Annotated in this window: 19 protein-coding genes and 1 pseudogene; 5 read left to right on the top strand and 15 right to left on the bottom strand. The window is 47.0% G+C overall.

Annotated features, from left to right (window positions below; translation table 11 throughout):
• Positions 1-10: 10 nt before the first annotated feature.
• The 8 genes from HWU94_RS11170 to HWU94_RS11135 form a co-directional block, all read right to left on the bottom strand.
• Entirely contained in the window at positions 11-874 is an 864-nt protein-coding gene (locus HWU94_RS11170; protein WP_185174900.1) for a replication protein RepA, read from the bottom strand.
• Positions 875-1,465: 591 nt separating this feature from the next.
• A complete protein-coding gene (locus tag HWU94_RS11165; RefSeq protein WP_185174899.1) occupies positions 1,466-1,855 on the bottom strand; it encodes a ParB family protein in 390 nt (129 codons plus the stop codon).
• A gap of 2 nt (positions 1,856-1,857) precedes the next feature.
• The gene (locus tag HWU94_RS11160) at positions 1,858-2,646 is read right to left on the bottom strand and encodes a ParA family protein (RefSeq protein WP_185174898.1); all 789 of its coding nucleotides are present in this window, start codon (positions 2,644-2,646) and stop codon (positions 1,858-1,860) included.
• 178 nt (positions 2,647-2,824) lie between these two features.
• Complete coding sequence (locus HWU94_RS11155; protein WP_185174897.1) at positions 2,825-3,904, bottom strand: hypothetical protein; 1,080 nt, start codon at positions 3,902-3,904, stop codon at positions 2,825-2,827.
• A 146-nt stretch (positions 3,905-4,050) separates the two neighbouring features.
• Positions 4,051-4,191, bottom strand: a complete 141-nt coding sequence (locus HWU94_RS11800) for a DUF4113 domain-containing protein (RefSeq protein WP_409348809.1) — start codon at positions 4,189-4,191, stop codon at positions 4,051-4,053.
• 66 nt (positions 4,192-4,257) lie between these two features.
• Positions 4,258-7,185, bottom strand: coding sequence for a tetratricopeptide repeat protein (locus HWU94_RS11145; RefSeq protein WP_185174895.1), 2,928 nt, complete (start codon positions 7,183-7,185; stop codon positions 4,258-4,260).
• A gap of 119 nt (positions 7,186-7,304) precedes the next feature.
• Positions 7,305-8,306 carry a hypothetical protein gene (locus HWU94_RS11140; protein WP_185174894.1) on the bottom strand — a complete coding sequence of 334 codons (1,002 nt, stop codon included), beginning with the start codon at positions 8,304-8,306 and terminating at the stop codon, positions 7,305-7,307.
• Between the two features lies 1 nt (position 8,307).
• Positions 8,308-9,063 carry a hypothetical protein gene (locus tag HWU94_RS11135; RefSeq protein WP_185174893.1) on the bottom strand — a complete coding sequence of 252 codons (756 nt, stop codon included), beginning with the start codon at positions 9,061-9,063 and terminating at the stop codon, positions 8,308-8,310.
• 904 nt (positions 9,064-9,967) lie between these two features.
• Between HWU94_RS11135 and HWU94_RS11130 the strand changes: the two genes are divergently transcribed.
• Positions 9,968-12,094, top strand: a complete 2,127-nt coding sequence (locus tag HWU94_RS11130) for a YcaO-like family protein (protein WP_185174892.1) — start codon at positions 9,968-9,970, stop codon at positions 12,092-12,094.
• A gap of 43 nt (positions 12,095-12,137) precedes the next feature.
• Here HWU94_RS11130 and HWU94_RS11125 read toward each other — a convergent pair whose 3' ends face one another.
• Genes HWU94_RS11125 through HWU94_RS11115 form a run of 3 tightly spaced genes read right to left on the bottom strand, consistent with a single transcriptional unit; the run spans position 12,138 to position 14,949 of the window.
• Positions 12,138-12,437: a hypothetical protein gene (locus HWU94_RS11125; RefSeq protein ID WP_185174891.1), complete on the bottom strand. Its 300-nt coding sequence runs from the start codon at positions 12,435-12,437 to the stop codon at positions 12,138-12,140.
• A complete protein-coding gene (locus HWU94_RS11120) occupies positions 12,419-13,204 on the bottom strand; it encodes a hypothetical protein (RefSeq protein WP_185174890.1) in 786 nt (261 codons plus the stop codon). The genes HWU94_RS11125 and HWU94_RS11120 overlap by 19 nt, the downstream gene beginning before the upstream one ends.
• Positions 13,204-14,949: a hypothetical protein gene (locus tag HWU94_RS11115; protein WP_185174889.1), complete on the bottom strand. Its 1,746-nt coding sequence runs from the start codon at positions 14,947-14,949 to the stop codon at positions 13,204-13,206. The genes HWU94_RS11120 and HWU94_RS11115 overlap by 1 nt, the downstream gene beginning before the upstream one ends.
• Positions 14,950-15,820: 871 nt before the next feature.
• Here HWU94_RS11115 and HWU94_RS11110 point away from each other — a divergent pair.
• A complete protein-coding gene (locus HWU94_RS11110; RefSeq protein ID WP_185174888.1) occupies positions 15,821-16,165 on the top strand; it encodes a helix-turn-helix domain-containing protein in 345 nt (114 codons plus the stop codon).
• Positions 16,166-16,440: 275 nt separating this feature from the next.
• Here the strand turns inward: HWU94_RS11110 and HWU94_RS11105 are convergent, their stop codons facing one another.
• Both HWU94_RS11105 and HWU94_RS11100 read right to left on the bottom strand, forming a co-directional pair.
• Positions 16,441-16,899 (bottom strand): hypothetical protein, encoded by a 459-nt coding sequence (locus tag HWU94_RS11105; protein ID WP_185174887.1) that lies wholly within the window; start codon positions 16,897-16,899, stop codon positions 16,441-16,443.
• Positions 16,900-16,902: 3 nt separating this feature from the next.
• A complete protein-coding gene (locus tag HWU94_RS11100) occupies positions 16,903-17,292 on the bottom strand; it encodes a DNA-binding transcriptional regulator (protein WP_185174886.1) in 390 nt (129 codons plus the stop codon).
• Between the two features lie 641 nt (positions 17,293-17,933).
• On the opposite strand from HWU94_RS11100, the gene HWU94_RS11095 reads away from it, so the two are divergent.
• Both HWU94_RS11095 and HWU94_RS11090 read left to right on the top strand, forming a co-directional pair.
• On the top strand, positions 17,934-19,898 hold the full coding sequence (locus tag HWU94_RS11095; protein WP_185174885.1) for a site-specific DNA-methyltransferase: 1,965 nt from the start codon (positions 17,934-17,936) through the stop codon (positions 19,896-19,898).
• A gap of 15 nt (positions 19,899-19,913) precedes the next feature.
• Complete coding sequence (locus tag HWU94_RS11090; RefSeq protein WP_185174884.1) at positions 19,914-22,562, top strand: DEAD/DEAH box helicase; 2,649 nt, start codon at positions 19,914-19,916, stop codon at positions 22,560-22,562.
• Positions 22,563-23,285: 723 nt separating this feature from the next.
• Here the strand turns inward: HWU94_RS11090 and HWU94_RS11085 are convergent.
• The gene (locus HWU94_RS11085; RefSeq protein WP_185174883.1) at positions 23,286-23,849 is read right to left on the bottom strand and encodes a hypothetical protein; all 564 of its coding nucleotides are present in this window, start codon (positions 23,847-23,849) and stop codon (positions 23,286-23,288) included.
• 91 nt (positions 23,850-23,940) lie between these two features.
• Between HWU94_RS11085 and HWU94_RS11080 the strand changes: the two are divergent.
• Positions 23,941-24,255, top strand: a pseudogene (locus tag HWU94_RS11080) (ATP-binding protein); the annotation flags it as partial.
• A 45-nt stretch (positions 24,256-24,300) separates the two neighbouring features.
• Here HWU94_RS11080 and HWU94_RS11075 read toward each other — a convergent pair.
• Positions 24,301-25,030: serine hydrolase domain-containing protein (locus HWU94_RS11075; protein WP_185174882.1), on the bottom strand; the 730-nt coding region annotated here is incomplete at its 5' end.

Below are 25,030 nucleotides of genomic sequence, written 5' to 3'. Positions count from 1 at the left end.
TGTCCTGTACTTAGCTAGCTGTGAGTCTTCCGCGCGGATCTGGTGAAGGGTAGAGATGGAACCCATGAAACCCTGAACGGCTGTCCGCGTTATATTCAAGAATACGCGCTTGAGGGTAGACTTCCTTAGCTTTTGTGAGCGCTTCTCGGAAGGTGATTTTAAACCTCTTTAGGTCAGCCTGTGAGCCAAACTGTTCATGGAGCTGCTTCCATGTAACGCGGGAGGGTTTTGAGCGGCCGTAGAGGCGCAAACAGAGCCAGAGGTAGATATCTAGCACCAGAGGGGATTTGGTGCTTTCTTGGAGGACGTCGTAGGCGTCTTTATCGATGGGCACAGCTGTTTTGAGTTGCTGGTAGAGCTCTTCGGAAAGGATAATTTCGGAGCGGTTTTTACTGCTTACATCGCCGTCTACAAACCACAGGGTTGCTTCTTGTGCGATGAGCAGTCGGCGGTATTCGACTTTGCGCTCACCTTCGATGTCTTCGGTGGTGGTGATTTGCAGGGTGCAGTTGATAAGTGCTTGGAGCTGGTTGGAGACTTCGCGGGCGTTTCTTTGGTTCCAGGGGATGTTAAGTTCGCGGAGGAATTCTCGGAGGGTGGGGGGAACCTTGACGGTTTTGCGTCTGGTGATTTTGGCTCGTGTGCAAGCCCAGAGGAGAATTTGGCGGGCGATTTTTCCGCTAGGGAGTTGGGATCGCATTTGGCCTGTCGCCGCGTCTAGGATTCGCCCGGCAGTGATGGCATATTCTTCGGTGCCGTTGGTGCGAACCCATTCAATAGAATCCGTGGGCCGGTAAGGCAGAGAGAAGCGGATGAGGTCCTGGGGGAGGAACACGTGGTGTGCTTCTCCATCAATTGCTTGTAGACTGGTCATAGCAGTCCTTTCCATGTTCAGGTGTCAACTGAGTAGATTCGATGGATTGGGCTGAGCCTCTAGCTGCTGGAACAGCTAGGGGCTCTTTTCTTTAATCCATTAAAGCCTAGTTAGAGCGGTCTGGAGCACAGGGCCCCTTTTGTCCAACTTTCGCATGTTTTGGGCTGTTTTCAAACTTGAATGGACAGATTTTATATTTCCCCTTGTCACAGCTGGGACATTTAGGAACCAAAGTGGGACATTTAGGAACCAAAGTGGGACATTTAGGAACCAAAGTGGGACATTTAGGAACCAAAGTGTTTTTAAAATTAAGGCATTTGGCCTAGTGAAAATGGTTTTTTGGGGCTGTTTTTGGGGCTGCCCCTTAAGTATTACCCAAAGTATTACCTAAGGTACTTCCTAAAACGGGGCCAGCCCCGCACCCCGCTGGGGCGCCCGCCCCAGACCCCTAGCCCCGTGGGCGCTGTCGCTTCGCTCCAGTGCCCACGGTTTAAAAGGTTGATTTGAGTTTTCTTGTGGTTGAGATGGTCTTAAGTTAAGAACTTAAGTTAAGTAGGCGCGAAAAATTTTTTCGGCCATACTGGAGCAAAGTTAGTGGCTCAAGGGACGGCCAGCTGAAAGACGTTTGATTCCGGTGTAAGGCTTACCCTCGTTGTACTTCTTCTCAAGGCGCTGGGTCTTCTCTAGTGCTGCTTGAATGATGAAGTCAGAGAAAGAACCATAACCTTCATCCCCTTGGGTTCGGATGAATGCTTCACGGAATCGCTCTAGGGTTGCTTGATCGGCGTAGAAGGTTGCCTTAGTTTTTGGAGTAGCTACAGTGGCCTCTGAGCCTTGTTTACCCCCCTTGGCCTTGGGAGTAGCAGCTTCTTGCTTTGAAGGTTCTAAGGCGCCTTCTGTGCCAGCTGTGGGGGCTTTGAGCGGGTGGGCATTAGCTGAGAATACAGATTTACGAGGTGCGGGGCGCTGTGCCTGTGCCATAGTTAGTTCTCCTCCCCCATCAGGGTATCGAGGTAGTGGTTATAAATTTGGGCAAGCTCGTCGTTAGGGGTTGCTTGCAAGCTGGTGGAGGCCTCGGCAATTTCCTTGAGTCGAACTGCCTGAGGAACTGGCGGGTAGAAAAGTTTGATCCCCTGAGCCTTAGCAGCCTCTTCGAGATCTAAACGCCACTGGCGAGCGCTGTTGGTGGTTTTGTTGAAGAGGTTGATGAGGATGCCGGTGATTTCGAGGCCTTCGTTGTAGTCCTCTTGGATGGCGTGGACGGTGCGGAGTAGTTCTGCGATGCCGTCGACGCTCCAGAGGGCTGCTTGGGTCACGATGATGACGCCGTTGGAGGCTACGAGGGCGTTGAGGGTGAGGGTGTCGATGGAGGGTGGGCAGTCGATGAGGATGAGGTCGTAGTTTTCTGCCAGGGGTTTGAGTGCTTTTTTGAGGGCGGTTTCGCGGCCTGTGGTTTTGACGAGTAGTTCGTCTCGGACGAGGCTGAGGGCTCGGGATGGGGTGGGTAGTAGTTCTACGGTGGGCCAGATGGTGGCGGTGATGATTTCTTCTGCGGTGATATCTGATCGTGTGGTTAGGGCATCAGCTAGTCCTGCGGTGTCTTCGGGTAGGGGTGCGAGGACGGTGGATTTGGTGAGGTTGCCCTGGGGGTCGATGTCTACGATGAGGGTTTTGAGGCCGCGGGCGGCTGCGGCGTCGGCGATGTAGTAGGTGGAAGTGGTTTTTCCTACTCCCCCCTTCTGGTTGAAGAGGGTGTAAATCTTAGCGCTCATGGGTGAGCTCCCTTCAGGGTGGGTGGTGGTTTGGTGGGTTTAGGTTTTATGGGGGCATAGCCCTTGATGTCTATAATACCAGCAACGCCGCTAATAGAGTCAATACCTCTAATAGAGTTATTTATGGGAAAGTGTTTGTGCAGATGAAGAGGGGTAATCTCACCTCTTGAGGTGGAGTTTAGGGGCCTGATGAGACGCTGCCCTTAACCTTGCTTTTCGCAAGATCTCCCTTCGGGGGTCTCCAGCTATAGACCTTTTCACTGGTCTTTAGTGGACCATCAGGATTCCCTTTGAGGTACGAAGCGATCCAGGTAAGTTGCCGCCCTTTCCTGTCCTTGCCGACAGCCTGATTTCTCCAATGTCCTCGAACAACCCACTTATAAGCACTTTTGCGATAGTTTCGCTTGCCGCCTTGAGATTCATCCTCATCGCGTTCGTTGCTGTGGCGCATAGGGACCATCTCGACAACTTGTACACGGCGTTTCTCAGGCACTGCGAAAGGTCCAAGGGGCTCATCAGCCTGTGCTACAGGTAGTGGGCGGGGCATGGTAGCACCAGTAGCAATATCACCTTCGGAGACCAGCGCAACGCTCGGTGTCTTCATCAATACCCACAGAGCAGACAGAAAAGCTAAAAACGCCTGTTGTCCTTCCGATTGGGTAAGCTCCCCTATCTCAGTAATTCGCCCAAGAGGAAGATCGAAGTATCCAAGAGGAATACGGGGGTCAATATCCCCAGGAACTTTGGACTTGGCACCATGCAGCCCGAAAACATGAACCGCCAACATACCTCGACCAATATGAGACCACATCACCCCGTATGCCTCACTGGTGAAATTGGTAAGGGCATCTAACCCCACCTTTTCGGCCGTCAATTGAAGCTGAGAAAGATACACCTTACGAGTGGCAACATCCATGGGCACCGGTGGCAACGGTTTTTCGAAGAAAAGAATCCCAGAAACCGCGGGGGCATCCAACGGCGAGATATGAGGGACGTCCTGGGATGCGTCCATAGCTTGCCGAGCAATCTCATCGCTCACCCAAAACAGTTCAGCATTTTTAGCACCAAGAACTTCATTCTCGGCATTCTGCGCGCTATCTTCGGGCAACCCAACCATGAGAGCGGACAAAACCCCTTCAGCCCTAGCCCTCTTGATATCAGCAAGAGCCCGCTCATAATAAGCAACCAAGTCCTTCCGAAACGCTGCTACCGCAACGGGTGGGAAAGAAGCTGCTGAAACTTTGCGACGACGGCTCATAGCTCCCATAGTATCCAAACAAGCAGCTCCCTTTTGTCCCACTTATTTTCTTGGCAACCAGAGAACCAAATTATTTAAGGCTTTAGGGTGAGCAGCTGACATAAACACCTCTAATAGAGTCAATAACACTAATAGAGACATTCGAGTTACCCAACACGAACCGGCACCAACTCATCCCAATGCGTAGTGCCCCGACGAGACAACGCCTCACGCCGCATCTCCCACCGAGTCTGAGACACAAACCCAGCAAGCCCTAACCCAATAGACCCCTCACCACACTTAGCCATTACCTCATCCAACAACCCAGTATTCTGCCCAGCCCTACTCAATCTCTGACTTAAAATGTGACTTGTTCAGGGTGTCTCTAGTGCTTTGGCGGCTGCTTCTGAAGCCTCATCAAAGCGACCTAGTCCTTCGAGCGCTTGGCTGCGCAAGCGATATATGAGTGCGATATCTGCAGGAGGTAGCCCGGGTGTCTCTAGTGCTTTGGTGGCTGCTTCTAAGGCCTCATCAAAGCGACCAAAATCTAAGAGTGTTGCGCTCTGGTAAACATGTGCGGATGCGATGATGTTGGGAGGTAGCCCGGGCGTCTCTAGGACCTTAGTGACTGCTTCTGAAGCCTCATCAAAGCGATTTAGCATTGCGAGCGTTGCGCTGCGCGAGAGAGATGCGAATGCGATATTTGCAGGAGGTAGCCCGGGTATCTCTAGGGCCTTAGTGGCTGCTTCTGAAGCCTCATCAAAGCGATCAAGTCCTATGAGTGCTGTGCTCTGGGAAACATGTGCGGATGCGATGATTGTGGGAAGTGGACCGGGTATCTCTAGGGCCTTAGTGGCTGCTTCTAAAGCCTCATCAAAGCGACCAAGTCCTATGAGTGCTGTGCTCTGGGAAACATGCGCGTTGGCGAGGGTCGTAGAACCTGCTTCTGGTGTTTCTAGTGCTTTGGTGGCTGCTTCTAAGGCCTCATCACAGCGACCAAGTCCTATGAGTGCTTTGCTCTGGTAAACATGTGCGGATGCGATGATGTTGGGAGGTAGCCCGGGCGTCTCTAGGACCTTAGTGACTGCTTCTAAAGCCTCATCAAAGCGACCTAGCCCTGTGAGTGCGTAACTCCGTATATTGTATGTGTTGAAGATAGCTGTAGGAGATGCTTCTGGGGACTCTAGGACCTTGGTGGCTGCTTCTAAGGCCTCATCAAAGCGACCAAGATTTGCGAGTGCTAAGCTCTGGTTAGCACGTGTGTTGGTGACAGTCGTGGGGGGTAGCCCGGGTGTCTCTAGGACCTTAGCGGCTGCTTCTAAGGCCTCATCAAAGCGACCTGATTCTATGAGTGCTGCGCACTGGTTAGCATATGCGGCTGCAATAGCTAGAGGAGATGCCTCCGGTGCGTCGATTAATTTTTGGTAGGATTCAACTGCTTCGCTAAAACGTTCTAATCGTAAAAGTGATAAAGATTTTTTTTCTTGTGCATCTATGATTGCTTTAGAAGGGCCACCTACTGTATTTATTGCCTTCTCATAGGCATCGACTGCTGCGGAGTAATTCTCCAAAGCGTACTGAATATTCCCGATATTAATATGAGAGAGCGAAATGATGTCAGGATTTGCACCAGGTATGTGGATTGCTTTTTTGAAAAAAGGTAGAGCTTTATTTTCTTTACCGGTATTCGTCAGTGTGACACCACTTCTGAAAAGTGAACTCGATTTTATATTACTCGTGACAAAGGGGTCAAATGATGATTTCTTGTAGTATGCAATAGCATCATTTGGCATATTTAGAAAATCGTAAATTAGAGCAATATAATAAAATGTATAGCACGATATTTGAGGAAATAAATTTGAGTACGCCTCAACTTTTTTAAAGTAGTCCAGCGATTCCTCCGGCTTATTCATTTTAAAACAGAGTGAACCTGCATTATAGAGAGCCCCAATAAGTATCTTGAGATTAATCTTTTCTTGGACTCCCAACATACTCAACGAAGAGATATCTGTTCTATAACTGGAGCTGTTAGAGTAAAGGGATATAATTTTTTTAAAGTAGTTCAAAGAATTGGAAAAATTGCTGTCCAAGTAGGATAAATACCCTGCTTTATAATATGCTTTTAATGATATTAAAGAATCATTGGAAACTCTTAAAATTTCTTCGTAGTGGGCGAGGGTGCTAGAAATTCTATGTGAGATGTCTTTTTCAACAGACAACGCATAATTAAACATACTAAAAGTCGATGAATCAGAGGAATCTGAAAAATCAGTAACTGGGTTGAAAATAAGTTCAATAAAATTATCACTGAGTTCGTAACGGATTTTAATATAATCAGTATGAGAAAACTTTTCTCTAATGTCCGCAAGACTATTAGATGCCTTATCCTTAGTAGCTGGGTGAATTTTTATCAGAGAAAGCAAAGTATCTAGTTCTTCTTCAGCAACCTCAAGATTGTGAGGAAACAATGAAGAAGCTATTTCAGATCTTTTCATGCGTGCTTTTGCAACTGTCCCTATGTTAGCTCTATTCCATGATAATACCTGTCCAAGAGTGCTTAGAGCCAAATCGGGTTTATTTAGATGATCGGCTTGGATAAAACCCTTTGTACAGATTGCTTTAGCAGCGGTTTCAGCCCTCGAACTTGGATCCTTGGACACTGCATCACATAGGGAAGCTGCCTTAACGTAGTTACCAGCTGATATGTATTCCTCAATCTTTCGACTCGCATCTGAATTATACTTTTTATTTCGAGATTTGTAAATTTTGCTAGAATTATTTGGTTCTCTTTTAGAATGATGGCTAGTTTTAGTAGATTTAGCTATCGGTTTTGAATAATCGTTAGTATTCGAATCCGATGAATCTTCAGGGTAATATTTATCAAATTTTTCCCCTATAAATATTCCTGAAGCCCAGAGGCATAGAGTAAAAAGAGATTCAAGGCACTCATTTAAACTTATTTCTGGCTGCCTTCTAACGTAGTCTTCATTGACCTCATGTGTTACCACATTTCCGTTTGCGCGAATTAAATGCATTAAGTCAATAATATTTTCTGGGACAAGTTCCTTAAAATCCTTATTTTTAATCAAGTGAAAATTATCAGTACTGGGCACGCCATCAACCAGAGGAAGGTCTAATTTTTTCAACTTATAAATTTCAAGAAGAGTTTCTTGAAGGGCCCTGCGCGAAAACATGTAGGTAGATTCAGTTTCTAAAATATCTACGCTGCGTTTTTGGGCTATATAACAATTGCGGAAAGCGTGGTAAGGTATAAGCCCATTGAAAACACTGAAATCAATCATTGCCCCCCCTAGTCTAATGAATTAGAAATATTTAAATAATATTTTATCTGAAAATAAAATAAAGTCAATAGGATAAGAAAAATATATTTTATTTATAACACAGAAACAGGTTTTACGTATTACTGTATATTTTTATGCGCTATTCCTTCCAAATTTTTTTTGGCAAGAGAATATTTGATATGATTTGCACTATGGTTATTTTCAACTAGTGATAATGCTTTATCTGCTAATTCGGAGGCCTCTTTCTTAGCATTAGCAGTGGGAGAATTCCACAAGGCCTTTGCATAATATACAAGTGTGACGTCGTAGTATGGTAAATTTAGTTTACGAGACCTTATTTCAATGTCCCTAAGTATCCACAAGGCCTTATCATATTCTCTTAGTGCTAAAAGTGCTCGGGCGTAAGTTCTGCCAGCTCGAACTGTCCCTGCAAAATTAATGCCAAAAACCTTTTTTCTACCACTAAGAACACTATATGACATCCTCATTGCATCTTCAGCTTGGGGTAAAACTTTTGAGGAATCAGATAACCCTAATTCAATTCGGGTCAAAATGATATTAGATAATGTAATTTGAGCTATCCATACAGGTCGAGACTCTTCTCCCCACATACGAGTACGAAACTCAAGCTCACTCCTAGTAATATCTTCAGCCTCATCAAGGTATGCGTCCAACCCTTTATTAAATAAAGCCACAGCAAGATTAATACGTGCAACAGATAAAGAATAACTTTCTGGCTTGAATTCTTTAAGAATTCTAACCTGCTCTCGGGAGACGCTAATGCTATAGTTGTATTTACCGACTCTCCTAGCATATAGTGCGATAGATTCGATACATTGACAAGCCATATCAGAATCCGCGCCAAATTCATTACTCACTACAGTGTATATTTCTTCAAATTTTTTGAGAGAATCTTTATATTCACGAGTATGTGATAGTATTTTTTCTCTAAGAATCAAAGTGCGCCAGTACAGTTTACAGTTTAAAGGTAATTTTTTTTCAACATCGCTAACTAAAATACTGACTGATCGCAAAATTTTATCGCTATCATAATTTCCTGAATCATAAGAAGTTTTGATAGCTAAGTATCGCCCAGTTAAAATTCCTTGAAGAGTATCCATATCATTTCCTATACAACAATATTGTATCTATTGCTTGTTTACAGTATGCAAGGACATTTTCGGCTTCTTCCGATGTTGCAGATCCATCTAGGAAATCTACTAAGAACCCTGTTATGGCATTGGTAGCCAACTGCTCAGCTGTGATTCTCTGTCTAAATTGACTCGCCCATTCATTGAAATCTGTTGTGGCAAATCCGTAATACGGTATATTTATTGAGCGTGAAAATGAACTGATAACTATTTCATTAATTAAATCTAATAAAATTTTTTTATCTTTTTTAGAAAGAGGTGAAGGGATGAAACTCGAGATTGTCTCAATGATGAGAGGAGTTCTGTATTTATTAATACCTACAATAGCAAGATTAGGGTAGCATAGAGCCCATTCTGAGACTGCCATTCCCAGACTTATAATTATATTTTCTGTACTAGCTTTTAATGAATTAGATTCATCTATTACACCAATCAAAAATTGGTGTAATGAGTAAGCTTTTGCTTCAATAACAGCAATATCTTCTGTTGTAAATGATATTTCGGTTACATCGGAGAGTATATTTTTAGCAAATCCATTTTTAAAATAATTGTAAAAGGTTGAACTAGCATAACCAGATTCCCTGCAAAAATGTTCTATAGATATAGTTAAAGAATCAGAATATTCAGCTATGGCTTTGTAAGCCCGCACTCGGTTTTCCCAGGCTTGATTGCCCCTTCTAGTCTCTTGGACTTTCTTCGTCCACAAAGCGTATTGCGTGGCATCCATACAGACATCTCTCCAAGATAAATGCTTAAGCTGGAGAGCATTACTCTTGTCCTGCGTCTCAGCTTCCCAGTACTGTAAGTATATACCGAGATACAAAGGAGTATGGATGAGAGAAACTGATACAGGAGAGAAAACTGAGAGCTACCTGCTTAATGAAGCAGATTTTCACCACCTTGTTACTTCAAACGGTCATTGTTACTGCTTGATTCACAATAAGAGGAATTAAGTATTAGTCTATCTAACACTGACATATCTAAAAATGGGAAGAAGGGCAACCATGTTCTTATCTGAAGGATTGACTACACTATCTGTTTCCGTGCGAACAGATAACGCAGTAATGGGTGAATCACCTAACTGTACTTCGTGCTGTGATTTTACTAGTCCAGAAAATTAACAAAAAATATCCTAGAGGCCAAAATAGTTCGTAGAAGAGAGATTCAATTATGTTTACGATTGAAAACCTTACAACGTTATCTGTAAAAGTTCGTCTGGATGAAAACACACGATCAATTATTGGAAAGTGTGGAAATGGAGGATCATCCTGTAACGGCGGTGGCGGCGGAGGCTGTCATGCGCTACCTCCGAAGTAATTAGGCGAATGGCAGGGCGTTTACGATGATTTGTAAATGCCCTGCTATTTCTTGCTATACATTAATTTATATAAAACTATAATTAGTGTGAAGAGGGGCCAGTTTTTCGTTAGGGCATTCCACTTAATGACCCTGAAAGAACATACATAATTTGATTAGTATTAATAATCGAATTACTATTTGAAGCTACTGTCAGACACTTAACGAAAATTCATCCCCTTGGTGCCCGTGGTGTATTCGCATGGATCTTAATTATATGTAGATGAAATAAAAGTTTCATATTTACTGAAATCTAATTGAAAGGATTTATTCTAATGTCTGAAAAATTGGTCTATGCAATTCCTGCTGTATCCAATAACGGAGCAATTGAAATTAATTCAAATGGGCTAACGTTTTTGATTGAGAAAGACGTTGATTTAATTTGGTGCATACTCAAACACTGTAACGGGTTAAAGACTGCGGAAGAGATATCCAATGATGTAGTGAGTGAGACCGGCGCGCAGAAAAACAAAGTAGATAAAGTTATTGTAGATCTAGTTAACTCTGGTATTGTATCAGATTCTAAATTTCTCTATAAACACTTTATGTATCATTCGGATAATCCGTCTATATTTTCTTCCGATATGGAGCGTAAATCATATATTTCTTATGAGAAAATGCCTGGATGGCAACCTAATGGCGAAGGTTATTCTCTCGAGAATGTCCCCCAAGAGGCGTCTAACAGAGAATCTTGTCGTTCCTTCAGCGATCAATCTATATCATTGCACGAATTAGCTGTTATCATACGAAGCGCGACGAACCGACCGCCTTCTGCTGGCGGTCTTTATCCTATTAGAATATCTATTATTTTGAATAGAAATATTGGTAACCTAGAACCTGGAGTATATCATTATTCATCGATAAAAAATGAGATAATACCAGCTGGCAGAGTTAGTCCTGAAGAAGTTCTTTTCGCATTAAACCGTGAGGATGGCATCTATAATGCTCCTGCCGTGATTGTTATTTCAGGCGATGTAGAACGTCAGCCTTTGAAATACTCTAATCGTGGATGGCGATATACTTTGATCGAATCAGGAATAGCCACTGAACGAATCCTAAATAAGGCTGAAGGTATTGGTCTTAGTACACTAATTTTTGGTGGATATGACGACACCGCACTTAATTCGTTGCTATTTGGCTTAAATAATTCTAGTATGAGAGCCATAATATGTGTCGCAATTGGGCATAAGTTAAATCATAGTGCTGATGACTTAAACCTCGATAATTTGCATAATCTGCTAGATGATCTATTTGTCGGGGAGGAAAAATTAATCGAATCAGCCGGTGACATTACTTATATATCAAAAGTAGGAGATCTATCATTTCATCAAGCCTTAGCCTCGATTCGAGATAACAAAGATATTTCTGAAAAACATTACGAAGGTGGTACTGCTGCATCAACTATTGCAGCTCGTACCAAAGCTATCATCGAATGTGTAGAGCGTTATTCATCATCTTTGGTTCGTATCGATAAATTCGGTCCCGCCTGTAAAATTAATCCTAATTTTGATGCCATATCATTTTTGCATATGAGCCTAACCCAAATAGACTCGACCCCCAGTCTTATGAGTTTCGACCCATCATTCCCAGTAGAATGGGTTAAAGGGAATCGGCTGATTGATAATTTAGAGTTTTACTTGCCTATTGAACTTATTTATTACCCGCTTTCCTCTAACGATATCAATAGGCCCTTACTTACTACTAGCAATTCTTCTGGAGTTGCATCACATATAGAAAAATCCAAGGCAATACAAGGGGCATTTTTAGAGCTAATAGAACGCCATGCTGTTCTCGAGTCTTGGCATAAGCAAAAGTGTCCAATTTTAGTTCCTGAAGAGAATTATTCAAATTATGTATTGAATCGCCGTGAATACTGGGAAAATCAAGGCTATGAACTACATCTATTCGACTATAGTATGGAGGGCGTCCTTGTAGCAGGTGTTGCAATTGGAAGTTCTGTACATTTCCCAGCCTTTGCTTTTGGCTCTTCTGCCTCGCTTAATTGGGAAACAGCGGTGAATAAAGCGCTGCATGAGGCAGAATCTGGAATATCTATTTATCGAAAACCATCATCTAAAAATAAATTCTCTCCAATGTCAGTTGATGAGGTTGTAACGCCCCTTGACCACGGTCATTTTCATGCATATGATCCTAATCGAACCGCTTGGAATTTTTTGTCTAGCTCCTCTGCGCCTATCGACTATAGCATTCCTGCTTCCGTGAATGACATAGATTCTGCAATACATTTATTTGAGCCAATTTCATTTCAGATTGATTCGCCTGATCCAATCGTTACTTACAGGGTTGTTTCACCTAAACTTTTTCCTATTTCTTTTGGTGCAAAATGGGAGTTTAGACCTGATTGGAGTGTCGCGCCGAAAATACCACATTTTATAGCTTAAGAAAGGAACGCCTTTCCCTGATTTTTGTATAGCTATACTACAATTAGTCTTTTCTCCTGCCATGGGTATTCATATATTGCTGTATTTTATAGATACTCCATAGTGTTCCTCGTGATAAAGGAATCGGAAAATGAGGAGATTTTTGAGACATGGATTCAACAGATCTCTTTGATTTATATCCAAGAATCTCAGCTGCTTGTTTGCTATCACAAGAACCAGTTTCTAGAAGTTCTTTAAAGAAATCCGCACCAACTAACTCACGAGCAAACTGTTCATCAGTGATTTCTTGCTGGCAGAGCTCTAGAATCTGTGTTCGCATTTCGCTTAGAGGTAGCTTGCCCATGATCGCCTTCCTGCACCGCGGCGGGTGTTCTCGGTATCTTGTAGCTTTCGGATATCTTTTGCGCGGGTAGCGTCAAATTCGGTCTGCTGAACCCCTACTACTTGCAAGCTGGAGTCAGCGTAGACGGCGTCGAGTTGGCTGTTGATCCATGATTCAGGGTTGCCCCCGTGGTCCTTCTTGATGTCGGCCAGGACGTCGGAGGCGTGGTAGCCGCCCTTTGAGCCGATATTGAACTCGCGAATCTGCCCATCAGAGGTCTTTGCGGTAACGCGGATCCTCACGCGCTTATCTCCTCTGCTCTGAGATTTGGTGGTTCGTCGGAGGTTATCGGTGAATTGCTTCCAGCCCTTGATTCTTCCCTTGGCGGTCTTAGTGTGGGGCATCTCAATCCGGTCGATCTTGCCACCGTCTGCCAAATGCTGCGTTGGGTGAATCTTGAGCCGATGTGCCTTCGGCGTTGCCTTGCCAACGATTTTTGCTTTGGTATCTGAGGGGGTCGTCATTCTGCCCTTACGAGCACGGACCTTCACCAGAGCGCCATCCTTAGAGCGACGACGTGGAGGCTGTTTCGTTACTCGCCCGGTAGCATGAAGCTCCTTCAGGGCTCCCATGTAGGACTCGCCGCTGGTCTCTCCGCGGGCAATCTTACGCATCATACGGCCTGAGCGGCCGATGGCTGCTCCCAGATCATCCCAGGTCATTCCGTACTCTTGCTTGATAGCAAGGACCGTCTCAGCGTTTGTGAGTCCTTCTAATGACGTTGGCATTACTCATCCTCCTCGGAAACTGCGTAGTGAGCACCTAGATCATCAATCGGTAGGAACTCATCGGAGAAGTTCGCTGCATCAAACCCAGCCTTCTGCGCCCGGTCTCGAAGCCTATCGCGGGCTGCCCGTGATTCAGGAGTTTTCACCGGCGAATCAATAAACCCTTGAACACGAATCCGGCCGGCTTTTCCATCATCCGCCCCTCCATGCTCCACAGGTAGAGCCCAGCGAGGTAACTCCGTTGAATAAATCGCGTCACCGTTAATACCGATAATGCTGTTGCCTGGCAGAGTCAAAGCGCCACAATCAAAACCGTTAGCTTTATGGTGCAGTACTTTCGCGCGACCCCTACCCCATACCTGCACAGCAAGCTCAGGGTGATAATAGGCCCGCATGCGGTTATCTAAGGCCTGCGGAATTTCATAGATAAACGCTTTGCCCTTCTGGACCACCGACCCCTGATACTCAACCGGAATCATCTTCGGGTCATATGTAATGCCCGTCTTGCCCCGCCCGCGAGAAGCAAAAGCACCAATCGACTGAATCAAAATCGCACGCAAAGCAGCACCAATCGCAGTGCGGATCACTGGAGGGAAATCCGGATAGTTAGCTGCAACCTGACGAGCCTTCTGCAACCGCTCACTCCAAGTATCTAGCGGGGCGATATCCACTACCCGGCGAGTAGCTACATCAGAGCCCTTCTCGAACCTCTTGCGAGAAGAGTACCGCTTTTGATTGAAGACAATTCCCTCTACAAAATCGATAGCCCAACCAAACTTCCGAGCCACAAAAATCTCCGAAGCATCAGCCCAGCACTCACCACGAGCACCCGGCCGATTCGGGTAATACCAACCCTGCGATGCACTCTCAAAAGGAACACCGAAAATACCCACATGATTCCAGTTCGCAGGAACTGTAAAACGGATAAAGAAGCGAGCTCGCACATAGGGGTTTTCCTCCATCAACTCCCAACACTGAGCCCGATTCAAACGTACCCCCGGAGCCATCCCCAAAGCACGAGTCAAAGACGCATACATAAACCGACCATCAACATACGAAAAACTGTTTATTTTTGGAGACATATTAGGGTCAATCATCGCTACCACATCGGGATGATCCGGCAACGATTCCCCCGCCACCAAATGATCCAAATGGTGCTGCGTACTCGTTGCATGCAACTGCTCAGCAACATCATCCTCCAACAACGGAGGATCATAATTCGGAGGCAAAGTAAGCGCCCACAAATTATGACCAGTAGCAGCAGGAGTCATCATCATCGGAGAAGCGCCCTCCAAATCATTCCGAAAAAATTCCCCCAACATGCGTTCGCAGACATCCCATGCGTCGCGTGCTTGTTGTGGTGTTAGGGGGGTGTCTCCGAACCATTCTTTGGCGACTTTGACGTCTATGCGGGCGCGGGTGAGTGTGTGGTCGAAGCGGCCGGTGGGGGGTGTGCCGAGCCAGTGTCCTCGGTAGGTTTCCCAGCCGGGGGTTTGGACAAGAAGCCAGTGACGGCCGTTGGATTCGGCGGTGGGGATTTTTCCTGTGAAGAGGATCCGTTTGATTTCTTGGCCGTTGATACGGAGGTTGGCTACGGTGTCGAGCTTGTCGGCCAGGGTTGGCTTTTGGCGTCTTGGGCTAATTTTGGGTGTAAATGGTTGCCCGTTGGAGAGTACTCCTCGTCCGGTTTCATAGTCCATGAATGCGGTGGGAATGGGGCGGGGTTTCCATGGTGTGGGGCGCATGATACTTCCCTTCAATAGTTGTAAATTTACAACCACAATAGCACCGAAAGTTGTAAATTTACAACCAACGCTGATGAAAAAAATTGAGACACACCGAAGGAGGGGTACTCAATTTTTTTCGATATGCTAGGCTTACTGAGAGAACTTGTTCGAACGGTAAGCCTAATATCTCAAAAATATACCAAAATACCCCACAGGCACCCCTGAAAAATACCCCTAATGCACCCCCCGTTCCGCGTGCTTCAGCCCCGTGTGTCTGATTCAGTTTGAACCCACCTGTCAGCCCTTGAGGCACTTGAATAGCGTCACTACCCCTTCCCCAGTTGTCCTCTTCGAGGGCTCAGGGTCTTGATGAATCAAAACAAGGGGGTCAAGAAGAGCAGTGCAACTATCTCATTCCTTCATCTTCTTGCTCTGCTGTTTATATTCTTGGCGCAAGTGAAGTTTCTTTGCTGCTGAGAATCGTGCAAGAGTAAACAGGCTAAAGATGGAAGGTGGTCTCTGGGGTGAAAAGTGAGATGGGTGACTTGGAGGGTATGGCCTACTTAATCGAGTAACCTTCTATCTGATTTGCCAGGTCTGATTATCAGCTCTTCGTCGGAAACGAAATAGAAGCAATAACTCTATTAGTGACAAAACATCTGATGAAGATATGAGCAGCGCCTTCTGGGAGGATTTCAAGGTACTCTGCATGAGGGAGTAGGCACGAGGGGGCAGATAGGATCACTCCCCCCCCGTGCGTGATGTGCTGCTAGATATCGGTGAAATTGTTGCCCAATGGTTCTAATGGGGGCAATAACTCTATTAGAGGTAATAGGGGGTAAATTTCTAAATGAAAACCTGCATGCGCTTGGTTGGAAGTGATAGCTAGATGACCTGGTGGAGCTATATGGCGGCTAGTCAAAAATATGTTTGTATAATACAACATATGGATATAACTAATGGGGTCAAATCAGGTGCTCAAATCGGCCGTGAAGACGTGGCCAAGATCCTCAAAAACTCAGCACTAAAAATCACAGAATTCAGGGTGTTGGCATACCTCATAGAGCACCTAGAAAGCGATGCCTATCGCCCTGTCTCAATTACAAAACTTGCCCGGTCTATCAATCACGATAGGCCCCGAGTGAGTGCAGCAGTAGCTACTCTTGCAGCTCAAAAAATCATTATCAGAGGGGCAAAAATCGGCCGAGAATTTACCTACAGAATCAACCTGTAGAACGTACTTAGCAACAATAGATTCACTAACACTAATAACGGTAATAGATGTATTAGAGTTGCCATACTTTTACCGCCCTGTCTTCAACCGCTATCCTGGACTATGCAAGCTCTAAGCATGCACTCTGCACCTTTGGTGGTACTTAGGTGATAGAGGTTTGGTGGAATCTAGAAGTGCTCACAAGATCTTCTAGAGTCCAAGGTTTTATGAAAAAGGGGAGATCTCCACACAGGAGATCTCCCCTTTATTCGTTGCCCCCTAGAAGACTTTGGCTCTTAATCAAAGTTAGGCTCGGGCTCACCGCTGCGGCTGTTGAGCCCCTGCCTCTCCTTATACTCGACACGGCAAGGGATTTTTCGTGCAACAAGCTCACCAAACACACGCCCAATCAGAGCCATATGAACCTTCGCTGGGTAATCATGAAACTTTGAGGGCAACTGCTTGATACCTTCAGAACTCCAAGCAGTTTCCAAAACAATAAACGGAGCACCAGCCTCGTGAGACTCTTCAGCAGCAGTAACCATTTCCTGGAGATCCTGGTCAGTTCGTTCTAACCAACCCAGGATGTATTCAGTAACTTGAGGCGTTGGCCTAGATTTTTTACGCCACTGCATGACCGTGTTCTCACTGACCTGCAAATGGAAGGCAACCTGCTCGACGCTCAAACCCAGCAGTTCAGTGGCTGCCTTGAATGTCGTCGGAGACAGTGGAGACTCCAAAATCTTCGTGCTCATAGCCTAGCTTTCCTTCTGTTCCTTCTGAACAAGCTGATAAGAGAGACCCTTTGCTTCTAGGAGCACAATGAGATGCCCCAGGAAAGTTCGGTACTGCCCTAGTGTCCAACCTTCGTATTCATCACCAACCTCATCGCGAAAGTGCTCTTCGTTTTGGTAGTCGTAGAGTGTGAAGGTTCTATGGCTGCCGCTGCGAGTATTGATGTAAGGCTCTAGCTTCTGGGCCATGTCCGAGACAAGATTAGTTGTAGCAGATAGGGCTTCAGGGGACGGATCTAGTTTGCCGGAATCATATAGGCGCACGGTGCGTAAAGATTTATCTACTCGCTCACCGATTTCTGCAGCGGTGAGTCCGAGGGCAATTCGAGCTGTTCGAAAGTAAGGGCTGGTCATGGGCTTTGAAGCACTCTCTCATATGTACTTTTGGCCCCGAACTCCTACTCATTGGGTTCGGAATGGTTTGGGCCAAAGAGGGTCAGGGTGATTTCATTGTATTGCACTAAAGGTGCAATATGCAAGGGTCTGTGTGTTGATAGGCCTAAGATGTAGGACCTTACGTAAAAATCTTCAGGCCTTGATGGTAGCCCATATTACCCTATTTTATTACACCAATAGTGCAATAAAAGAGGAAAACTTTGATAGTGAAGGATACGGCGTGATGTACTCCGGTCTAGAGGACAAACAGACGGACAACCTGTTACTTCTCCCAATACGATGAGATGCTCAATTGCGTAGCATGAGGTTGTTTCTTGTCTTCTCTCGTTACCTGCACTTAGAGCGATTGGATTCGCTGAAGACTCATGTGTGCTGGCTCCTAGCTGCATGAGATAATCAAGCTACCGGAGCATGATGGACACCAGCGAAGAAGACTATTTCTCTAATCTTCCCGAAGATCTCGCAGCGCGATCCCCTGTTTCTTATGACCGCATCGTCCGTAACGGAAGTTTGAAATGGGGTCAGCGATTGAAATATGGGTTCACTCAAACTGCGTAGACGATGACCATAACGAAGTAGAAAGTTAAATGAGGCACGACATGCCAGAACTAAACTGGGTTGGTAAGGACAAAGTAATCACCCATCACCTTGACGTGCCTTTCCGTGTCCTGGATCGTAAATACTCATTTGACGACTCCGGCCAACGCGAAGATGATAACGGCTCCAAGAACATGATTATCAAAGGCGATAATCTTGAAGCCCTGAAAGCCTTACTCCCCCAGTACGAGGGGAAGATCAACTGTATCTATATTGACCCTCCCTACAACACCGGCAACGAGGGCTGGATCTACAGCGATAGCGTCAATGACCCCCGCATCAAAAAGTGGCTAGGTGAGGTCGTCGGCAAGGAAGGCGAAGACCTCTCCCGCCACGACAAGTGGCTCACCATGATGTACCCCAGGCTCCGCTTACTGCAACGCCTGCTTGCACCGACCGGGTCTATATTTATCTCCATCGATGATCACGAACTGGCCCATCTCCAGCTGGTGTGTGACGAGATTTTTGGAAGACGCTGCTTCGTCGCAAATATATCTTGGCAACGTACCTACTCCACCCGCAACGATTCCAAGGGTATTCCCGCAGAGGTAGAACACCTGCTGGTCTACTCCAAGGAGCCGGGCTGGAATCCTGGCAAGCTGGATCGTACAGCCGAGATGGATGCTAAGTATAAGAATCCAGACAATGATATGAGTCCTTGGCGTAGCTCTGATGCATTCGCACCAGGAGCCTCTACTCACCAAGGCATGGTGTATGCCATCCAACACCCTTTTACAGGTGAGCTTATCTATCCAGGAACAGGAAACTGTTGGAGATATCAGCAAACTGAAATGTTCAGAATCTTTTCAGGCTGGGGAGACTACGAGCTCCGCGACCTGAACGATGCGGAGAAGCGTGCAGAGGTTTGCGGTGTACCCGTAGCCGAAATCAAAAAAGATGTCCTAGGCATTATGCTCAAAAAGCCGTTGCATGAAGCTCAACAGGAAGCTCAACGAATTTATGATAGTGGCCCTTGGCCTCGCTTTTTCTTTACGAAAGGTGGCAAAGGCGGAGTTGCACGTAAAACCTACCTCAGTTCAGTCGGTGGTGCCCTCCCCACTAACTTCTGGTCCTATGAAGTTGCAGGACACACAGATGAAGCCAAGAAAGAAATCCGCGCTATCTTTGACGGCCGAGTCGCTTTCGATACCCCAAAGCCCACCAGGCTCATTGAACGTGTACTAGCCATTGCTACCAAGCCAGGTGACATCGTCCTCGATTCTTTCGCAGGGTCAGGAACCACCGGCCAAGCAGTCCTCAACCTCAACGCCAAAGACCAAGGCAACCGTTCATTCATCCTGGTAGAGCTCGGTGACTACGCAGATACCGTAACCGCTGAACGCGTCAAACGAACAATCACCGGCTACAAAAACCAGCAAATCGAAACAAAGATTCTCTTCGACAAAAAACTCACCACTGCAGCCCTCAAAAAAGGCCAAGAACTTTTTGACGAAGCAACCAAAATTGCTGAAGAAGCACAGGGCACCTACACCAAAGTCAGCAAGCCCAAGCTCGTCACTACTGTCAACGGAAAAACCGGCTCTACCTCTCTTCAAGTCATCGCAGAAAACCACCATGACCAGGATGTATCAGGGACAGGCGGTTCCTTCTCCTACTATGAGCTAGGCCGGCCTCTTCTCACTGGTGAAGAACTGAACCCCGCCGTCCCCCTCGAAAAAATACGAGAGTACATCTGGTTTACCGAAACCAGGGAAAACTACAACGCCACCAGCTCAACTGTACACTCAGACTTCCTCGGCCGGTCCACCGCAGATATCTCCTACTTTTTTGCCTACGACCAAGAAAAAGCCACAACACTCAACCGTGACTACCTAGCCACTCTCCCTGAAAATTGCAGGGCTGAAACCTACGTAATCTACGCTGACACCTGCCTTCTTAGTGACCAAGAACTAGCAGCCCTCAACATCACCTTCAAGAAAATCCCCCGGGACATCACCCGTCTCTAGCTCAGGAGCACACACATGGAACTAAAAAAATACCAAAAACGGGTGATCACAGATCTCTCTGACTACCTCACCCATCTCAACGAACATTCCACCCTTAGTGAATCATTCGCGGCGTACTGGGCCTCTCGCCAAATCGCCGTCGGCAAAAATGGTATGCAGGGCTACCAAAATATCATCGACGGCGTACCACACGTCTGTTACAAAGTCCCAACAGGCGGAGGCAAAACATTCCTAGCCTGCGCTTCAATAAAGCCTATATTCCAGGCCCTCCCAACTACGCGCAGGCAAGCAGTAGTCTGGCTCGTACCATCCGACTCAATTCTCACCCAAACCCTTGCAGCCCTAAAGAACCCCGCTCACCCCTACCGTCAGAAACTCAACGCAGACTTCAACGGACGGGTCGAGGTTTACTCAAAGGAAGATCTCCTGAGCGGCAAGAACTTCAGCCCAGCAACCGTAGCTGAACAACTATCGGTTATGGTGCTCTCATACGACTCATTCCGCGCTCGCAGCAAAGAAGGACGCAAAGCATACCAAGCTAACGGAAATCTAGCATCCTTCGCCACCGCTCTCGGAACCCCAGAACAACCTATCGATAACGCCGACAAGACCGCATTATTCCAAATAATCAACCAACTAAACCCTGTCGTAATAGTCGATGAATCCCACCATGCAGTCAGCGACCTAAGCCACAAGATGTTGGTGGACTTCAACCCCGCTTTCATCCTGGATCTAACTGCGACTCCGAAGAAACAAGCCAACGTCATCTCCTATGTCGATGCGCTCGCTTTGAAGAGCGAAAACATGGTGAAGCTCCCGGTAATCGCTTATAACCGATCAAACCAAACTGAAGTAATCACTGACGCAATCGACCTACGGAACTCACTCGAAGTCGCAGCCGAGCAGCAACGTAAAACCAGTGGACGGTATATTCGACCCATCGTCTTGTTCCAGGCCCAGCCCAAAACCGGTGAGGACGCTACATCATTTGAGAAGCTACGCGAAAAGCTAGTCAAGATAGGCATCCCTGATAACCAAATCGCTATCAAGACAGCAAACATTAATGAGCTCAAGGGTGTGGACTTGATGAGTGAGGATTGCCCAATCCGCTTTATTATCACCGTCAATGCTCTGAAAGAAGGCTGGGATTGTCCGTTTGCCTACGTCCTCGCTTCCTTAGCAAACAAGACTAGTCAAGTAGACGTTGAGCAGATCCTTGGGCGTGTGCTGCGTCAGCCTCATGCGGCTAAACAACGCAGTCAGCTGCTGAACATGAGTTATGTGCTGACATCTTCAAATGATTTCAATGCAACTCTTAACCAGATCATTTCTGGCCTTAACAGCGCGGGCTTTTCAAAACGTGACTTCCGAGCTGCAGATCAAGAACAAATCACCTTCAATCAATCCCAACAGCCAATAAATCAGCCCGAGCTGCCGTCTCTGGAGGCACAAGCGTCGGACGACGAGGTAGAAGAATTCCTGGACTTCGATGAAAATCAAGTCGCAGAAATTTTAGAAAAGCGTGAACCTAAAGAAACTGTTGACGAAGCTCCAGCGTCAGATGGTCTCGTTGCAATGTTGGAACAAGCGCAGCAGCAAGGAAACTCATACGAACAAGAGGCTGATGAAGCGGTCAGCTTAGGAGATATCTTTGTTCCTACAGACTTGGAAGGTGTAGTGGAAACTTATCGAGTTAACAGAGAATTCGACAGCGATCTCAAGACGCTCAAGTTGCCTCAGTTCGTCATAAAAGCTCCATCGTCTGCTTTGTTCTCAACCAGTGACGATGATTTTGACTTACTGCGGCATGAAGCTCTGGCGGCAGATTTCAACTTGCTTAGTAAAGATATCGACTTGGATCTTACTACAGCTGATGAGCAAATGTATCGCCTAGATGTTAGCAATAATTCTGATGTTCCCAAGGCTTTTCGCATGAGCGCTGCAGATCAACGGTTCATGCGTGAGCACTTTTCGAAACTTAGTGTTGAAGGCCAAAGAAGGAACGCTGCAGATGCGATTTATCAGCGACTTAAGCCGATTGACGCAATCATTGATTCTGATCTGCGACAGTATATTGATCGTGTGGTGGGTGCCTTCGGTGTTGAGGAGTTATTGGTTTATCAGGAACACCCGAATGCTGTTGCAGATAAGATCAAACAGAAAGTTCATGGTTTACTTCAAGAGCATAAGTTCAAGAAGTTTTACGAGGATATAGAGACCCGGCGCGTTGATGTGCGGGAGTTTTATTCCTTACCAGCGGTAATTCAACCCGTTCATTCGAGCTCGCTTATCGGTGGCTCTCTCTACGAGGCTGAAGACCGGATGAACAAGGACGAGATGGACTTCGCTGCCCGTTTTTCCAGCTTGGAAAATGTTCGTTGGTGGCACCGGAATATTGAACGCAAGGGGTTTTGTATCAACGGGCCGCTTAACCACTACCCGGACTTTATTGTAATGACGGAGAGCGGCACTGTTGTTATCGTTGAGCCCAAGGGGGTGCAGCTCAAGAACGATGACTCCCGACGAAAGCTCACTCTCGGACGAAAATGGGCTGACATGGCAGGTAGCAAGTATCGCTACTTTATGGTTTTTCAAGATGGAGTCAATCCATTGGAAGGCGCACACACCATGTCTGAGTTTCTCCGAATTCTGGGGCAGCTCTAGGGAGGAACAGCTCTGGCGCTGAGGGGGTGTGTTTGGGCGTGAAAAAGAGGGGAAGTTTATAACTTCCCCTCGATTTTATTCATTTGGCTTTATTATTATTGCAACGAACCAAAAAAATATGGATGGTAGCAATGCAAACAGCAAGACAGTTGGGTCATTTAGTTGAAAAGAATAATTTAGTCCAAGTGTACAAAAACCATTACCAATGGCGATGGCGAAATACATTATCAAACTTAATACAATTTTCATTGTAAATTTCCTTATTTTGTGTTCTATCAGTAAATATACAGGAAACTCCCAGAATGGTCAATGCTTTACTGCTGGTTTGGGTGGAAAATATGGGACTGTTGTGAAATGCTAACCATTTAGAGTTGGTGTTCATCTAGCTCTAAAATAACTCTATTAGAAGTAATAGAGTTGATAATGTTTATGAATTTGTAAATTTTGACATGACTTGACGCACTTGGTTGGGAGTTGGGTGTGTTAAGTTGTCGGCCATTCTGGTTGTAGATGTTGCTTGTGAATACCGTGGGGCAATGCAGCTATTGATTCAATTTACGTTGTTATCTGGGTGGCAGGGTTGTGAATGTGATCGATAAATGGCGTGGTTCTGCGATCGCTCTGTGGCGTGCAGGCCCGACATCGCACCGAAAGCTGTCATCTTAAACGGGGTCGCGTTACACAAAGGGGCATGAGATTTTGTATCCGATCGTGCCCTGCCCCTCACACGGCTTCACGGTCGGGAGGGAACGCCACCGCCCTGATAGCTGCGACCGTCTGTTCTTGGGTTAACGAGGAAACGTCGATGTCGGTAAACGCGCGTTGGAGCCATGCCGACTGTTGAAAGACTGGGAAATTGTTCAGCCGCCATTGCAGAGCATTAGGCTCTTCGGTGTCTTCTTCTGCGCGGCGTCGGTGTTCTACCGGGTCGATGTTCAGTACCACAGGCGTGAGTCGGATTGATGGATCAAAGTCTGAAGTAATCTCCGACCAATAGTCCTCCACCGTCACAGTCTGAGGCACAACGATGATCATAGGGCTGTCTTCCGGCAACTCCCGGAGGATAGCGTTAAGCGTAGACGCCACAAGTTTCCTCCACGCGGGCCACTCCTGGAAGTCCTGGACTGGCACCACCGGCTGAAGAACAGGCCTCAAAAGAGCCCCGATCTCTTCAGGGTCCACGATCACCGCACCGGGAACTTTCTGTGCCAACAACTTCGCTGCCGTTGTCTTGCCTGAACCGAACGTACCATTGATCCATATGACGTGTGGCTGAGTCTGCTGCATGCGCGCAGTCTACCTTTCGATACCTCTGCCTCACTCGAAGTGGTCTGCTGCCACACACGAGAAGATCATTACGCCACTAGTCGGAGAAACCGTTGACCAGCGCTTCCGGCACTACCCCCAGCTGTTCAGCCGGCTTGGGTTCTCTCATCGCTACCGTGCCCTGGGCAAAGACGAGCTGCTGTTCGTGCTGAACCGGCACTACAAGCGCCTAGGTAGAGAACTGGACCCGGAGGACTTCACAGATGCGCAAGCCATCGCCGCGATCGAGCGACTGACCCGCGGCAACTTCCGCGTAGTGGAGCGATTGTTCCCCCAGATCAAGCGGGTGTTGAAGATCAACGAGTTGGAGACCATCACCGACGATGTCATTGAGGCTGCTGCCAGCACCCTGGTCCTCGGGCACTGACGAGAACGTCCTGCTGTCGTCGTGGCCTCGTACAGAGGATGTCGCTTACACCGCCGCATCCAGCATTGTCATCGCGACGGGCTCGATGTCCGCGTCGGGATACGGGCTGACCACCGAGATGAACGCCCCTCGTCGGCGCTGGCGATCCAGCACCATGTGAGCGCCGAATCCGGAGGCGTAACCGTTGTGCCACACCAGCGGTCGATCGGATCTGTCTTCAACAAACCACCCCGCCGCGACAGATTTAGTGTCATCAGTGAAGCGCACTCGGAAAGCATCCTCGTAGACACAGTCATCGGCGAGAAGGGTTGACATGACCGTGGCGAAATCATGGGCGCTTCCCCTGATCCCTCCGGCCGGTCCATAGCCTTGCCCGGTCCAGGGCAGTTGGTCAGTGCCCCACACGGTGACAGCGTTGAGGTCATGCGGGAGGTTTCGCTGTGCAGGTTGCTGAGCGCGCAGGCGTGAACACCCCAGCGGTATCGTCAGCCTGTTTCGCACCAGCGTCGGGTAGTCCGCCCCGTCGGCGGCCGCTAACGCGTGGCCCAATGCTGCGGCAGCGAGGTTGGAGTAGCTGAAGCGCCCGGCATGACGGACACGCGATCGGCGAAGTTGGTTCATCAGATCGGCGAGGTTCTCGGGTTGTGGATCACCACCTGTCAGTACAGCACTGAGCGCTCGGGCTGCTGAGCGGATTCCCCCGCCGGTGGCAGGCAGTCCTGAGGTGTGGGTCAGGCAGGACTCCAAAGTCGCTTCACCGGCAGCTGTTCCGGCC

It is taken from the genome of Rothia nasimurium (assembly GCF_014217215.1).
GTDB lineage: Bacteria > Actinomycetota > Actinomycetes > Actinomycetales > Micrococcaceae > Rothia > Rothia avistercoris.
Note: the sequence above shows the minus strand (reverse complement) of the source record. Positions and strands in the feature narration are given on the sequence as shown.